Here is a 14514-nt window from a genome sequence, read left to right as displayed (position 1 = left end):
TTCCTTTCAGATCCCCGGCGGGGGTCCGGTCTAGGCTACTCCAGCGATCGCTTTTGCGAAATCGCCTGCGGAAAATGGTTCGAGGTCGTCCACCTGCTCGCCGACGCCGATGAAATAGACCGGCAGGCGGTGCTTGGCGGCGATGGCGACCAGAATGCCGCCGCGCGCCGTGCCGTCGAGCTTGGTCATCACCAGCCCGTTGACGCCAGCGATATTGCGGAAGATCTCGACCTGGTTCAGCGCGTTCTGGCCGGTGGTGGCGTCGACCGTCTGCAGCACCGTGTGCGGGGCTTCCGGATCGAGCTTGCCAAGCACGCGCACGATCTTCTCCAGTTCCGCCATCAGCTCGGCCTTGTTCTGGAGCCGGCCGGCGGTGTCGATGATCAGCACGTCTGAGCCGGCCGCCTTGGCCTTCTCGAAGGCGTCGTAGGCGAGGCCGGCGGCATCGGCGCCGAGCTTGGAGGAAACGACCGGCGAGCCGGTACGCTCGCCCCAGATCTTCAGCTGTTCGATGGCCGCTGCGCGAAAAGTGTCGCCGGCGGCCAGCATCACCGAGAGGCCGCCTTCGGTCAGCTTGGCGGCCAACTTGCCGATGGTGGTGGTCTTGCCGGTGCCGTTGACGCCCACCACCAGGATGACATGCGGCTTGTGCGACAGGTCGAGTTCGAGCGGCATTGCGACCGGCTTCAGCACCTTCTCGACCTGCTCGGCCATGATGGTGCGCACTTCGGTGTCGGAGACGTCCTTGCCGTAGCGGCTGGACGAGAGCGCGTCGGTGATGCGGATGGCTGTTTCCATGCCGAGGTCGGCGCGGATCAGCACCTCCTCCAGCTCCTCAAGCGTGTCCTCGTCCAGCTTGCGCTTGGTGAAGACGCCGGCGATGCTGCTGGAAAGTTCCTTCGAGGAGCGCGAAAGCCCCTGCCTGAGCCGCTGGAACCAGCTGGACCTGGGCTCGGGCGCTGCGGGCGCGGCCGGCTGTGCCTTTTCTTCGACCTTCCTGGCAACAGTGACCTTGCCGGCGGGGAGAGCGGCCGCGCCGGAAGCCGGGGATTTCGGCGCTTCGGCAAGAGCTGCGGCCGCATGCAGCTGCACGGCTTCCACCTGGGACACGGGAGGCTCGATCGCCGCGATCTCAGGGGCGACCTCGTCGCGCAGCGGATCGATCTCCACCGGCGACGGCTGGCGCAGCGGTGGCAAGATCTCGGCAGACGGCAGTTCGCCAGCTGGTTCCTGCAGCGGTATGCGAGGCTCGGCGGAAACCTCGATGAATTTGGAAACCGGCTCGGGCTGCCGCAACACCCATCCGGGAATCTCGACGGGCGATGTCCCGGGCTGTTCCGCCGGTTGCGTCGGCACCTCCAGGGGCGGTTCGGGAATTTCGGCCGGGGCGGGCTCCGGCACGACCGGCGCCGGCTCGGGTTCGGCAGGCGTGGGGGCGGGAGCCGGCTCGTCCGGCTGCGGGGTCGGCGCGGGCTCCTGCGGTCCAGGCACCGCCTCTTCTGAGGGGGCCTTTTCAACCGGCGCCTCGGTTTCGTGCGTCAGCTGCTCCAAAGCTTCTGTTATCGGAGCTTCCGCCTCCGGCGCAGCTCCCTCACCCGGCTTCTTGCCGAAGGAAAAGACTTTCTTGATGAAGCCGAATGCCATGTCGTGTCTTCTTTAGGCCGCGGCCATTGCGGCGGGCGCGGCAATCAGCCGGGCGCCGTCATGGCCGGTGATTGTGGCGGCGACGATGCTGCCAGGCGCTCCGCCATCGATCGCCGCCAGCGTGAACCCTTCGGTGCGGCCAAGCCCGTCGCGCTCGACCAAGATAGACTGGCTGGTGCCGACAAGCCTTTCCAGATGCCGCTGATAGGCCGCCTCGCCGGCGGCGCGCAGCCTTGCGGCGCGCTCCTTGATGGCGCGGCCGTCAACCTGCGGCATGCGCGCGGCGGGCGTGCCCTCGCGCGGGCTGAACGGAAATACGTGCAGATGGGTCAGTCCGCATTCCTCCACGATCCTCAGCGAGTTCTCGAACATCGCCTCGGTCTCGGTCGGGAAGCCGGCGATCATGTCGGCGCCGAAGACGATGTCGGGGCGCAGCCGCCGCACCTCCTCGCAGAAACGGATGGAGTCGTCGCGTAGATGGCGCCGCTTCATGCGCTTCAGGATCATGTCGTCGCCCGCTTGCAGCGACAGGTGCAGATGCGGCATCAGCCGCTTCTCGGTGGCGATCGCCTCCATGAGGTCGTCATCGGCCTCGATGGAATCGATGGAAGAGAGCCGCAGCCGCTGCACCTCGGGCACTTGGCGCAGGATCGTCTTCACCAGCTTGCCGAGCTTGGGCGCGCCCGGCAGGTCGGCGCCGAAACTGGTCATGTCGACGCCGGTCAGCACCACCTCGGCATAGCCGTTGCCGGTGAGCCGCTTGATCTGATCCACCACCGCGCCCATCGGCACCGAGCGCGAGTTGCCGCGCCCGTAAGGGATGATGCAGAAGGTGCAGCGATGGTCGCAACCGTTCTGCACCTGAACGAAAGCGCGCGCCCGGCCCTCGATGGCGTCGACCATGTGGGATGCCGTCTCGCGCACGGAAAAGATGTCGTTGACGCGCGCCTTCTCGGTGTCGTTGACGCCGAAATCGGGCAGCGCGCGGTAATTGTGCGCCTTCAGCTTCTCTTCGTTGCCGAGCACGAGGTCGACCTCGCCCATGGCGGCGAAGGCGTCGGGATCGGTCTGGGCGGCGCAGCCGGTGACGATGATGCGCGCATCGGGATTTTCGCGCCGCGCCTTGCGGATCGACTGCTTGGCCTGGCGCACGGCCTCGGCCGTGACGGCGCAGGTGTTGAAGATGACGGCGCCATTCTTCAGCGCGCCCAGCCCGGCGGCTTCCGCCTCGCGGCGCATCACTTCCGACTCATAGGTGTTGAGCCGGCAGCCAAAGGTGACGATGTCGATAGCCATCAGGCGACGTCCTGCTGGTCGCGCCGCCACGCACCCGTGGCGGGGTCGAAGGTGCCAGAGAATTCCCACTCGGCCGGGCCGGTCATGACGACGTGGTCGTCGTCGCGCCATTCGATCACCAGCGGGCCGCCGGGAACGGTGACGGTGACCTTGCGGTCGGTGCGCCGCGTGCGCACACCGCAGACGGCTGCCGCGCAGGCGGCCGAACCGCAGGCGCGCGTCAGGCCGGCGCCGCGCTCCCAGGTGCGCAGCGAAATCGCGTCGCGCGCGGTGACCTGGGCAATGGAGATGTTGGCGCGCTCGGGGAAGATCGGGTGGTTTTCGAGCAGGGGGCCGAAGCGTTCCAGTTCGTAGGACCAGACGTCGCCGTCGACCCAGAAGATGGCGTGCGGGTTGCCCATCGAGGCGACGGAGGGCGAATGCAACACCGGCGCATCGATCGGCCCGATCTGCAGCTCGATCATGCGGGTGTCGCGGAATTCCTCGGCAAGCGGAATGTCCTGCCAGCCGAAGCGCGGCTTGCCCATGTCGACCGAGATCAGCCCGTCTTCATGCTCCTCGGCATTCAGGATGCCGGCGACCGTCTCGAAGGTGAAGACCTTCTGCCCGGTCTCGGCTGCCAGCGCCTGCACCACGCACCTTGTACCATTGCCGCAGGCCTGCGCCCGGCTGCCGTCGGAATTGACGATCTCGATGTAATTCATGGTGCCCCGCGTGCGCGGGTCATGAATGGCCATGATCTGGTCAAACCTGGTCGCCGGGTCAGCATTGAGGGCGACGGCCGCCGCCGGGGTCACATGGTCGGCACGGCCGCGCATGTCGGCAACGATGATTTCGTTGCCGAGTCCGTTCATCTTGGCGAAGGGTGCTGCGCTTTCCATTGCGGCCTATATGGCGGAAACCACGGCGGATTACCAGTGCAGAAGGGCTTTGCGAGGCCGCGGCCTGGCTGGCTGGCCTATGCCTTGCGGCTCGCCTCGAACAGGAACCAGGCGCGGCGCTCGGCCTCATCGATGAAGGTTTCCAGCAGGCTCGTGGTGGCGACGTCGTTTTCCTCGCTGCAAAGATCGTGGGTGCTGCGCATGCTGGCGATCAATGCCTCGTTGTCCTCGCGCAGTTCGCCAAGCATGTCCTGCGGCGACACGAAGTCGGCGTCGTTGTCCTCGATGCGCTGCAGGCGAGCAATATGGCCGATCGAGCGCAGCGTGGTGCCGCCCAGCTTGCGGGCGCGTTCGGCCAGTTCGTCGGTCATTTCGAAGATCTGTTCCGAATGCTCGTCCAGCAGCAGGTGATAGTCGCGGAAATGAGGCCCGCTGACATGCCAGTGGAAATTCTTGGTCTTCAGGTAAAGGGCAAAGACGTCAGCCAGGAGCGCGTTGAGCGCGCCGGTAATGTCGCGGCGGGCATTGTCGCCCAGGCTGGTGGGCGTGGTGAGCGGGGCTTTGCGGCGGCTTTTGGCAGTGGCGGTGTCCGGCATGGTGGAAGCTCCCTTTGAAAAGTGCGTTGCCATCCAGAAATGCAGACCCGGCAACTCCGTTCCCTGTGGGACGCTCCCTTCAAGCAGCCGGAGGAATGTCCCAAACCTCGCCAGCCAGCATGGCGCGAAAGGTCTCGCCCGAGACGTCATGGGTCTCCAGCGCTTCCTGCAGTCTCGTGCGGGGCTCCTCGATCGGCTCGTTGGTCAGGTGGAACGTGCCCCAGTGGCAGCCGGCGGCGAAGGCGGCGTTGCACAGCAGCATCGCACGCACCGCCTCGTCGGGGTTCTGGTGGTGCGGCGCCATGAACCAGCGCGGCTCATAGGCGCCGATCGGCAGGATGGCCAGGCGCAGCCTGCCGTGCTCTTCGGCTATTCTCCGGTAGTGCGCGCCATCGTGAAAGCCGGTGTCGCCGGCGAAATAGATCTTGCCAGCCGTGGTCTCGACGACGAAGCCGGACCACAGTGCCATGCGCCGGTCCTTCGTTCCACGCGCCGACCAGTGATGGGCGGGTTCCACGTGGATGGCCGCGCCGTCTAACTCGAACCTGTCGCCCCAGTCGCCGGTCACGATCCGGACGTCCGGCACGCGGCGGCGGATGATCGTGTCATTGCCGAGCGGGGTGATGACCAGCGGATCGTGCGCGGAATGCAGGCGCCTCAGGGTGGCCAGGTCCAGATGGTCATAATGATTGTGGCTGACCAGTACGATGTCGATCGGCGGCAGGTCGCTGAACGCTATGCCCGGCTGGCTGACGCGCTTCGGCCCGGCAAAGCGCAGTGGCGACACCCGCGCCGACCACACCGGGTCGGTGAGGATGTTGAGGCCTGCCGTCTGGATCAGCAGCGAGGCGTGGCCAACCATGGTGATGCGCAGGCCGCCGCCGTCAATTCGTGGCGCGGGCCTTGCCGGCGGGAAGGGGCTCGGCCACCTGGCCGGCCATTTGGGGCGGGGTGTGCCAAGCTGCCATTTCAGCAGGGCCGAATAGCTGGCCGGCGCCTTGCCGCCGGGATTGAAGAAGCAACGGCCGTCGAAATGGTCGCTCGCGGGGCCCTGGTAGTAAGGATTGGCGGCTTTCTGCTTCTTCGCCATCGTCTGGATCGATCGCCATTCGCGCGGGCACTGCGCCCGTTTTCGGTTCGCTGCCAAAGATAAGGATGGCGGGCGCTGGCGCAAGCATTTGCCGGCGGAAAGGCCAATGACTGGAGCGCCAATTTGCTAGGTTGTGCCCGAACGAAGGAGAGGGAAGGTGAAGAAGCGCACGAAGGAACCGTGGATGGCGGCGGATGAATTCGGCCGCTCCCTGCCGATGGGAGTGGGCATCAATCTGCTGGTCGACGAGATCGAGCCGATGGCGATGTTCTGTCGCGACGTGCTGGGCGCAACCCTCATCTATTCGGACGAGGATTTCGCGGCCGTGCAGTTGCTTGGGTCGGTGTTCATGCTTCATGCCGATCACAGCTATCGCGACAACCCGATGGCCGGCGTGATCGCAGGCGTCGAAACTCGGGGCGCGGGCCTGGAAATCCGGCTGTACGGGGCTGACCCTGATCGCGCGGAAGCCTTGGCGCGCCAGCACGACCACATCGTACTCTCGGGAGCCGTGGACAAACCCCACGGGCTGCGCGAGTGCCACTTGGTCGGGCCATGCGGTTATGTTTTCGTGCCAAGTGTGCGGATTGGCCGATAACGTCCGGGACCCCGGTGCTGCGGCAATTTTGCAACAATCTCTCCCGCAAACCGTATTTTAACCATATGCGGTTGAAATATCGCCAACATCATACTGTGTGTGGGGCGACTGATAATGCACGGCGCGGCCGTTTCCCCCGGAGGTTAGGCATGATTTTTTCGAGGACGGGCCTTTTGGCAGTTTCGCTGGCGGCATTGGCGGTGAGCGGGTGTCAGAGTTCGCGCATGGCTCCCTGGGAAGGGCAGCAGCCGGCTCCGCTTGCCGCTGCGCCGTCGGGCCAGGTGACGAGCGGCGCGCTTCCGCCGCCGGTTGCCCCCGGAGCTGTCGACCCCTCGCAATTCCCCCCGGCGCCCGGGGCTGACACCCAGATGGCCGGCCTGCCGCCGGCAGCCGAGGCTTCCGCCAATGCGCCGGAGCTGACCGCCGGCAGCGTTGCTGGCGTCTGGAACGCCACCGTTGCGGGCCAGAGCTGCCGCGTGGCCACCCCGCAGACCAAATTCGGCCAAGGCTATCGCGCCGGGCCGCTGCGCTGCCCCGCGCCCATCGACAGCGTCAAGTCGTGGAGCGTCTCCGGCAAGCAACTCACGCTCTACGACGAGAACGGCAGCACGCTGGCCAGGCTCTATTCGTCCGGTGCCGAAAGGTTCGACGGCCAGACCGAAACCGGGATTCCGATCTCGCTGAGCAGATAAAGCGTGACGAACCTCTGTCTTTGCGCTTCGATAGGACCGTCGAAGCGCCTGGCATTCCGAGACAAGACCCATGCATCTGCGTGACGGCATACAGACGCGTGCCACCGTCAGGCAGCGTTACGACCACCTGGTGGAGACCCGTGCGCTTGCGCGCGACCCCGCTCAGGAAGAGATCGTTGCGGCGCTGGACCAGCTGATCGACGAGCTCTGCGCGAAACGGCTGGCGAAGAAGTCCAGCGCGCTCGGCTGGCTGTTCGGCAAGAAGCGCGACCGCCACGCGCATGTCGAAGGGCTCTACATCCATGGTCATGTCGGTCGCGGCAAGACCATGCTGATGGACATGTTCTTCGAGCTGGTTCCGGTCCGTCGCAAGCGCCGCATGCACTTCAACGACTTCATGGCCGATGTGCAGGATCGCATCCAGAAACAGCGGCTGGCGCGCAAGAATGGCGAGACCAAGCAGGACGACCCGATACCGCCCGTGGCTGCTGCGCTCGCCGAAGAAGCCTGGGTCCTGTGCTTCGACGAGTTCACCGTCACGGATATTGCCGACGCGATGATCCTGTCGCGGCTGTTCTCGGCGCTGTTCGCCAACGGCGTGGTGCTCGTGGCGACTTCCAACGTCGCTCCCGACAATCTTTATCGCGACGGGCTCAACCGGGGGCTGTTCCTGCCGTTCATCGATGTGCTGAAGCGGCACGTGCAGGTGCTGGACCTCGATGCCGACAAGGACTATCGCCTGGAAAAGCTGAACCGCATGCCGGTTTATCTCACCCCCGCCGGCCTCGCAGCCGACAGGCAGATGGACGAGGCCTGGCACTCGGTGACGAAGGGGCAGGCGGTCGCGCCAGCCACGCTGACGGTCAAGGGGCGGCATGTCGCCGTGCCGCTGGCAACCGGGGATGCGGCGCGCTTCACCTTTGCCGACCTTTGCGAACACCCGCATGGCGCGCGCGACTTTCTCGCCATCGCGGCCCGCTACTCGACCATCTTTCTCGACCACGTCCCGGTACTGGCCGAAGGCAAGCGCAACGAGGCCAAGCGCTTCATCCTGCTCATCGACACGCTCTACGACCAGCAGGTGCGCCTTGTGCTCAGCGCCGAAGCGCCGCCCCAGCACCTTTACGCGGGCAAGCGGGGCACCGAAGCGTTCGAATTCGACCGCACCGTTTCGCGTCTGATGGAGATGCAGAGCAGCGATTGGCTGGACGGCTGGGCGGCGCGCCACGGGGCAAAGCCGGCGCATGCAGAAGAAGCGGGCAAAGCTGCGTCGGTGTAAGACATTTTTTACGATAAATTTTGACGTTTACGTAAATCCCGACCTATCTAACCGATTGAAATAATTGGGGCCAAAATAATCGGTTGAATTTCCGCGCCCATGAGGCTATTTCACCCTGCGGACTTCTGGCTACATACCCCTGTTCAATCTGGCCTAAGCGCTCATCTCCGGCGCCACCATGCGCCCGGACACAGCAAAGGGAAAATATCCTCACATGGCACGCAACAAGATAGCCCTCATCGGTTCCGGCATGATCGGCGGCACGCTCGCCCACATGATCGGTCTCAAGGAACTTGGCGACGTCGTTCTGTTCGACATTGCGGAAGGCATCCCGCAGGGCAAAGGATTGGACATTGCTGAATCTTCGCCTGTCGACGGCTTCGACGCGAGCTATGTCGGCGTCAACGACTATGCCGGCATCGAGGGCGCCGACGTGTGCATCGTCACCGCTGGCGTGCCGCGCAAGCCCGGCATGAGCCGCGATGACCTGCTCGGCATCAACCTGAAGGTCATGGAGCAGGTCGGCGCCGGCATCAAGAAATACGCTCCCAACGCTTTCGTCATCTGCATCACCAACCCGCTGGACGCCATGGTCTGGGCGCTGCAGAAGTTCTCTGGCCTGCCGAAGAGCCACGTCGTCGGCATGGCCGGCGTGCTCGACAGCGCCCGCTTCCGCTACTTCCTGGCCGACGAGTTCAAGGTCTCGGTTGAGGACGTTTCGGCCATGACGCTTGGCGGCCACGGCGACGACATGGTGCCGATGGTGCGCTATTCCACGGTCGCCGGCATCCCGCTGCCGGACCTCGTCAAGATGGGCTGGACCAGCCAGGAAAAGCTGGACGCCATCGTCGAGCGCACCCGCAAGGGCGGCGGCGAGATCGTCGGCCTGCTCAAGACCGGCTCGGCCTTCTACGCCCCGGCCGCATCTGCCATTGCTATGGCCGAAAGCTATCTTAAGGACAAGAAGCGCGTCCTGCCCTGCGCGACCTATCTCAGCGGCCAGTATGGCATCAAGGACATGTATGTCGGCGTGCCGGTGGTGATCGGCGCCAACGGCGTGGAGCGCATCATCGAGCTCGACTTCAACAAGGACGAGCAGAAGATGTTCGAGAAGTCCGTCGACGCGGTGAAGGGGCTCTGCGAAGCCTGCGTGACGATCGCTCCGAACCTCGGCAACAAGTAAGGGCTGGCCGATGAACATTCATGAATATCAAGCCAAGGCGCTGCTGAAGGAATTTGGTGCGCCGGTGGCCGATGGCGTCGCCATCTTCAGCGCCGACGAGGCGGAAGCCGCAGCCAGGAAGCTGCCGGGGCCGCTTTATGTGGTGAAGAGCCAGATCCATGCCGGGGGCCGCGGCAAGGGCAAGTTCAAGGAACTGTCCCCCGACGCCAAGGGCGGCGTGCGGCTGTCCAAGTCGATTGACGAGGTGGTGGCCAACGCCAAGGAAATGCTTGGCAACACGCTGGTGACCCAGCAGACCGGCCCGGCCGGCAAGCAGGTCAACCGCCTCTATATCGAGGACGGCGCCGACATCGCGCGCGAGCTCTATCTCTCGATCCTGGTCGACCGTTCGGTCGGCCGTGTCGCTTTCGTGGTTTCCACCGAGGGCGGCATGGACATCGAGCAGGTGGCGCACGACACGCCGGAGAAGATCATCACCGTGGCGATCGACCCCGATACGGGCGTGACCGCCGCCGATGTGGCCAAGCTCAACGAAGCGCTGCAGCTTTCGGGCGAAGCGGCCGCCGACGGCGAAAAGCTGTTCCCGGTCCTCTACAAGGCCTTCGTCGAGACGGACATGAGCCTGCTCGAGGTCAACCCGCTGATCGTCATGACCAGCGGCCGGCTGCGCGTGCTCGACGCCAAGGTCTCGTTCGACAACAACGCGCTGTTCCGCCATCCGGAAATTCTCGAGCTGCGCGACACCACCGAAGAGGACGAGAAGGAAATCGAGGCCTCGAAATACGACCTCGCCTATGTCGCCCTCGACGGCAACATCGGCTGCATGGTCAACGGCGCCGGCCTGGCGATGGCCACCATGGACATCATCAAGCTCTACGGCGCCGAGCCTGCCAACTTCCTCGACGTCGGCGGCGGCGCCTCCAAGGAGAAGGTCACCGCGGCGTTCAAGATCATCACCGCCGACCCGGCGGTCGAAGGCATCCTGGTCAACATCTTCGGCGGCATCATGAAGTGCGATGTCATCGCCGAGGGCGTGATCGCGGCGGTCAAGGAAGTGGGCCTCAAGGTTCCGCTGGTGGTGCGCCTCGAAGGCACCAATGTCGAGCTTGGCAAGAAGATCATCGACGAGAGCGGGCTGAACGTGATTTCCGCCGACGACCTCGACGACGCCGCCAAGAAGATCGTCGCGGCGGTGAAGGGAAACTGAGCTTATGTCCATTCTCATCGACAAGAACACCAAGGTTCTGGTTCAGGGCCTGACCGGCAAGACCGGCACCTTCCACACTGAGCAGGCGCTGGCCTATCACGGCACGCAGATGGTGGGCGGCATCAACCCGAAGAAGGGCGGCGAGACCTGGACCGGTTCCAACGGCGAAGCGCTGCCGATCTTTTCCAGCGTTGCCGAGGGCAGGGAGCGCACGGGCGCCAACGCGTCGGTGGTCTATGTGCCGCCGGCAGGCGCCGCCGCCGCCATCATTGAGGCGATCGAGGCCGAGATCCCGCTGATCGTCTGCATCACCGAGGGCATCCCGGTGGCCGACATGGTCAAGGTCAAGGCCCGGCTGGAAAAGTCGAAGTCGCGTCTGATCGGCCCGAACTGCCCCGGCATCGTCACGCCCGACCAGTGCAAGATCGGCATCATGCCCGGCAACATCTTCCGCAAGGGCTCGGTCGGCGTGGTTTCGCGCTCGGGCACGTTGACCTATGAAGCGGTGTTCCAGACGACGAATGCCGGGCTCGGCCAGTCCACGGCGGTGGGCATCGGCGGCGACCCGGTCAAGGGCACGGAATTCATCGACGTGCTCGAGATGTTCCTGTCCGACGAGGAAACCAAGTCGATCATCATGATCGGCGAGATCGGCGGTTCGGCCGAGGAAGACGCTGCCCAGTTCCTGATCGACGAGGCCAAGCGCGGGCGCAAGAAGCCGATGGCCGGCTTCATCGCGGGCCGCACCGCCCCTCCCGGCCGCACCATGGGCCATGCCGGCGCGGTGATCTCCGGCGGCAAGGGCGGCGCCGAGGACAAGATCGCGGCAATGGAAGCCGCGGGCATCCGCGTCTCTCCGTCGCCGGCCCGTCTCGGCACCACGCTCGTCGAGGCGCTCAAGGGCTGAGCCTCTGCAATGCGCCGGACGGTCATCAGGCCGGCGCATTCAAGTTCGAGAAAGGACGGGAAACCGTTCATTCGCGGCGGTGGCCGCATGCTAGGCAAGGAGACGGAGCGGCAGGCTCCGGAGTTAGTATGTCGCGACAAGATCAGGTCAACGACCAATTTTCCCTCACCTCGTTCCTCTATGGCGGCAACGCCGATTACATCGACGCCCTCTATGCCGCCTACCAGGACGATCCGCAGTCGGTCGACCCTGAGTGGCAGGCTTTCTTCGGTTCGCTGAAGGATGATGCCGGCGACATCCGCAAGAACGCGCGCGGCGCTTCCTGGGCAAAGGATGGCTGGCCGCTCCAGGTCAATGGCGAGTTGGTGTCCGCCCTGGACGGAAACTGGGGCCTCATCGAGAAGCACATCGAAAAGAAGGTGAAGGACAAGGCCGTCGCCAAGGGCGAGCCGCTGTCCGACAAGGACGTGCTGCAGGCCACCCGCGATTCGGTTCGCGCCATCATGATGATCCGCGCCTACCGCATGCGCGGCCACCTGCACGCCAAGCTCGACCCGCTCGGCATCGCCAATCCGATCGAGGACTACGACGAGCTTTCGCCGGCCTCCTACGGCTTCACCGAGGCCGACTACGACCGCAAGATCTTCATCGACCACGTGCTGGGGCTGGAATACGCGACCATCCGCGAGATGCTCGACATCCTGCAGCGCACCTACTGCTCGACGCTCGGCGTCGAGTTCATGCACATCTCCCACCCCGAGGAAAAGGCCTGGATCCAGGCCCGCATCGAGGGGCCGGACAAGGGCATCGCCTTCACCGCCGAGGGCAAGAAGGCGATCCTGCACAAGCTGCTCGAGGCGGAAGGCTTCGAGCAGTTCATCGACGTCAAGTACAAGGGCACCAAGCGCTTCGGCCTCGACGGCGGTGAGTCGCTGATCCCGGCCCTGGAGCAGATCGTCAAGCGCGGCGGCCAGCTGGGCATGAAGGAAATCGTGCTCGGCATGGCCCATCGCGGCCGTCTCAACGTGCTGTCGCAGGTGATGGCCAAGCCGCACCGCGCCATCTTCCACGAATTCAAGGGCGGCTCCTTCGCCCCTGACGACGTCGAAGGCTCGGGCGACGTGAAGTACCATCTCGGTGCTTCCTCCGACCGCGAGTTCGACGGCAACAAGGTTCATCTGTCGCTGACCGCCAACCCCTCTCACCTGGAAATCGTCGACCCGGTGGTGATGGGCAAGGCCCGCGCCAAGCAGGACCAGCTCTACGGCCGCAACCCGCGCCACGAGATCGTGCCGCTAGAAGAGCGCGCCAAGGTGCTGCCGCTGCTGCTGCATGGCGATGCTGCCTTTGCCGGGCAGGGCGTGGTGGCTGAAATCCTCGGGCTTTCCGGCCTGCGCGGCCACCGCGTTGCCGGCACGCTGCATTTCATCATCAACAACCAGATCGGTTTCACCACCAACCCGCGCTTCTCGCGCTCTTCGCCCTATCCGTCGGACGTGGCCAAGATGATCGAGGCGCCGATCTTCCACGTCAACGGCGACGACCCGGAAGCGGTGGTCTTCGCCGCCAAGGTGGCGACCGAATTCCGCATGAAGTTCCACAAGCCGGTGGTTGTGGACATGCTCTGCTATCGCCGGTTCGGCCACAACGAGGGCGACGAGCCGGCGTTCACCCAGCCGATCATGTATCGCAGTATCCGCAACCACAAGACGACGTTCCAGCTCTACGCAGAGAAGCTGATCGCCGAAGGGCTGGTGACGCAGGCCGAGATCGAGAAGATGAAGGCCGAGTGGCGCGCGCATCTGGAGGCCGAGTTCGAGGCCGGGCAGAGCTACAAGCCCAACAAGGCCGACTGGCTGGACGGCGCCTGGTCGGGCCTGCGCGCGGCCGACAATCAGGACGAGCTGCGCCGCGGCAAGACCGCCGTGCCGGTGAAGACGCTGAAGGAGATCGGCAAGAAGCTGACCGAGGTGCCCGCTGGCTTCGAGGCGCACAGGACCATCGTCCGCTTCCTCGATGCTCGCCGCAAGATGATCGAGTCGGGCGAGGGGCTAGACTGGTCGACGGCCGAGGCCCTGGCCTTCGGCTCGATCGTGCTCGAGGGGCATCCGGTGCGTCTGTCGGGCCAGGATTCCGAGCGCGGCACATTCTCGCAGCGCCATTCGGTGCTCTACGACCAGCGCGACGAGAGCCGCTACATTCCGCTCAACAACCTGTCGCCCGCCCAGGCCAACTACGAAGTCATCAACTCCATGCTTTCGGAAGAGGCCGTGCTCGGCTTCGAATACGGCTATTCGCTGGCCGATCCGAAGGCGCTGACCTTGTGGGAAGCCCAGTTCGGCGACTTCGCCAACGGCGCGCAGGTGGTGTTCGACCAGTTCATCTCGTCGGGCGAGCGCAAGTGGCTGCGCATGTCGGGCCTGGTCTGCCTGCTGCCGCACGGCTTCGAAGGGCAGGGGCCGGAGCACTCCTCCGCAAGGCTGGAGCGCTTCCTGCAGCTTTGCGCGGAAGACAACATGCAGGTCGCAAACTGCACCACGCCGGCCAACTACTTCCACATCCTGCGGCGTCAGCTGAAGCGCGACTTCCGCAAGCCGCTGATCCTGATGACGCCGAAGTCGCTGCTGCGCCACAAGCGCGCGGTCTCGACGCTGGCCGAACTGTCGGCCGAGAGCTCGTTCCACCGCCTGCTGTGGGACGATGCGCAGTTCCTGCCCGATCAGCCGATCAAGCTGGTCAAGGATTCGAAGATCCGTCGTGTCGTGCTCTGTTCCGGCAAGGTCTATTATGACCTCTATGAGGAGCGCGAGAAGCGCGGCATCAACGACATCTACCTGCTGCGTGTCGAACAGCTCTACCCGTTCCCGGCCAAGGCGCTCATCACCGAGCTGTCGCGCTTCCGCGGCGCGGAAATGGTGTGGTGCCAGGAAGAGCCCAAGAACATGGGCGCTTGGTCCTTCATCGACCCGTACCTGGAATGGGTGCTGGCGCATATCGACGCCAAGCATCAGCGGGTGCGCTACACCGGCCGCCCGGCGGCGGCATCCCCCGCCACCGGCCTGATGTCGAAGCATCTCGAGCAGCTCCAGGCTTTCCTGGACGACGCTCTCGGCGAATAATTACTCAGTTCAGAAAACGGAT

General features: G+C 64.8%; 12 protein-coding genes. 7 read left to right on the top strand and 5 right to left on the bottom strand.

Going from position 1 to position 14514, the window contains the following annotated elements:
* Positions 1 to 30: 30 nt before the first annotated feature.
* From ftsY to AC3A4H_RS14865, 5 genes are all read right to left on the bottom strand, one after another.
* Positions 31 to 1644, bottom strand: a complete 1614-nt coding sequence (gene ftsY / locus AC3A4H_RS14885) for a signal recognition particle-docking protein FtsY (RefSeq protein ID WP_487767376.1) — start codon at positions 1642 to 1644, stop codon at positions 31 to 33.
* 12 nt (positions 1645 to 1656) lie between these two features.
* Entirely contained in the window at positions 1657 to 2940 is a 1284-nt protein-coding gene (gene mtaB / locus AC3A4H_RS14880; RefSeq protein WP_487767375.1) for a tRNA (N(6)-L-threonylcarbamoyladenosine(37)-C(2))-methylthiotransferase MtaB, read from the bottom strand.
* Positions 2940 to 3821 carry a diaminopimelate epimerase gene (gene dapF / locus AC3A4H_RS14875; RefSeq protein WP_487767374.1) on the bottom strand — a complete coding sequence of 294 codons (882 nt, stop codon included), beginning with the start codon at positions 3819 to 3821 and terminating at the stop codon, positions 2940 to 2942. The genes mtaB and dapF overlap by 1 nt, the downstream gene beginning before the upstream one ends.
* Positions 3822 to 3898: 77 nt before the next feature.
* Positions 3899 to 4417, bottom strand: a complete 519-nt coding sequence (locus AC3A4H_RS14870) for a Dps family protein (protein ID WP_487767373.1) — start codon at positions 4415 to 4417, stop codon at positions 3899 to 3901.
* 79 nt (positions 4418 to 4496) lie between these two features.
* A complete protein-coding gene (locus AC3A4H_RS14865) occupies positions 4497 to 5507 on the bottom strand; it encodes an MBL fold metallo-hydrolase (RefSeq protein ID WP_487767372.1) in 1011 nt (336 codons plus the stop codon).
* A gap of 157 nt (positions 5508 to 5664) precedes the next feature.
* Between AC3A4H_RS14865 and AC3A4H_RS14860 the strand changes: the two genes are divergently transcribed.
* The 7 genes from AC3A4H_RS14860 (at position 5665) to AC3A4H_RS14830 (ending at position 14492) form a co-directional block, all read left to right on the top strand.
* Entirely contained in the window at positions 5665 to 6105 is a 441-nt protein-coding gene (locus AC3A4H_RS14860) for a VOC family protein (RefSeq protein WP_487767371.1), read from the top strand.
* Positions 6106 to 6254: 149 nt separating this feature from the next.
* Positions 6255 to 6797, top strand: a complete 543-nt coding sequence (locus AC3A4H_RS14855; RefSeq protein WP_487767370.1) for a protease inhibitor Inh/omp19 family protein — start codon at positions 6255 to 6257, stop codon at positions 6795 to 6797.
* A gap of 70 nt (positions 6798 to 6867) precedes the next feature.
* A complete protein-coding gene (gene zapE, locus AC3A4H_RS14850; RefSeq protein ID WP_487767369.1) occupies positions 6868 to 8076 on the top strand; it encodes a cell division protein ZapE in 1209 nt (402 codons plus the stop codon).
* Positions 8077 to 8290: 214 nt separating this feature from the next.
* Entirely contained in the window at positions 8291 to 9259 is a 969-nt protein-coding gene (gene mdh / locus AC3A4H_RS14845; protein ID WP_487767368.1) for a malate dehydrogenase, read from the top strand.
* A gap of 10 nt (positions 9260 to 9269) precedes the next feature.
* A complete protein-coding gene (gene sucC, locus AC3A4H_RS14840; protein ID WP_487767367.1) occupies positions 9270 to 10466 on the top strand; it encodes an ADP-forming succinate--CoA ligase subunit beta in 1197 nt (398 codons plus the stop codon).
* Between the two features lie 4 nt (positions 10467 to 10470).
* A complete protein-coding gene (gene sucD, locus AC3A4H_RS14835) occupies positions 10471 to 11373 on the top strand; it encodes a succinate--CoA ligase subunit alpha (RefSeq protein WP_487767366.1) in 903 nt (300 codons plus the stop codon).
* Positions 11374 to 11501: 128 nt separating this feature from the next.
* Positions 11502 to 14492: a 2-oxoglutarate dehydrogenase E1 component gene (locus AC3A4H_RS14830; protein WP_487767365.1), complete on the top strand. Its 2991-nt coding sequence runs from the start codon at positions 11502 to 11504 to the stop codon at positions 14490 to 14492.
* Positions 14493 to 14514: the final 22 nt, after the last annotated feature.

Source organism: Pseudaminobacter sp. Soil_N_29, assembly GCF_057656055.1.
The sequence above is the reverse complement of the archived record's forward strand: the minus strand, read 5'-3'. Positions and strand labels throughout refer to the sequence as shown.

Coding starts and splice junctions, on each gene's coding strand:
- AC3A4H_RS14865 (WP_487767372.1), bottom strand. CDS start 5,507: ATGGCGAAGAAGCAGAAAGCCGCCAATCCTTACTACCAGGGCCCCGCG.
- mtaB (WP_487767375.1), bottom strand. CDS start 2,940: ATGGCTATCGACATCGTCACCTTTGGCTGCCGGCTCAACACCTATGAG.
- dapF (WP_487767374.1), bottom strand. CDS start 3,821: ATGGAAAGCGCAGCACCCTTCGCCAAGATGAACGGACTCGGCAACGAA.
- AC3A4H_RS14870 (WP_487767373.1), bottom strand. CDS start 4,417: ATGCCGGACACCGCCACTGCCAAAAGCCGCCGCAAAGCCCCGCTCACC.
- ftsY (WP_487767376.1), bottom strand. CDS start 1,644: ATGGCATTCGGCTTCATCAAGAAAGTCTTTTCCTTCGGCAAGAAGCCG.
- zapE (WP_487767369.1), top strand. CDS start 6,868: ATGCATCTGCGTGACGGCATACAGACGCGTGCCACCGTCAGGCAGCGT.
- sucD (WP_487767366.1), top strand. CDS start 10,471: ATGTCCATTCTCATCGACAAGAACACCAAGGTTCTGGTTCAGGGCCTG.
- AC3A4H_RS14830 (WP_487767365.1), top strand. CDS start 11,502: ATGTCGCGACAAGATCAGGTCAACGACCAATTTTCCCTCACCTCGTTC.
- AC3A4H_RS14855 (WP_487767370.1), top strand. CDS start 6,255: ATGATTTTTTCGAGGACGGGCCTTTTGGCAGTTTCGCTGGCGGCATTG.
- sucC (WP_487767367.1), top strand. CDS start 9,270: ATGAACATTCATGAATATCAAGCCAAGGCGCTGCTGAAGGAATTTGGT.
- mdh (WP_487767368.1), top strand. CDS start 8,291: ATGGCACGCAACAAGATAGCCCTCATCGGTTCCGGCATGATCGGCGGC.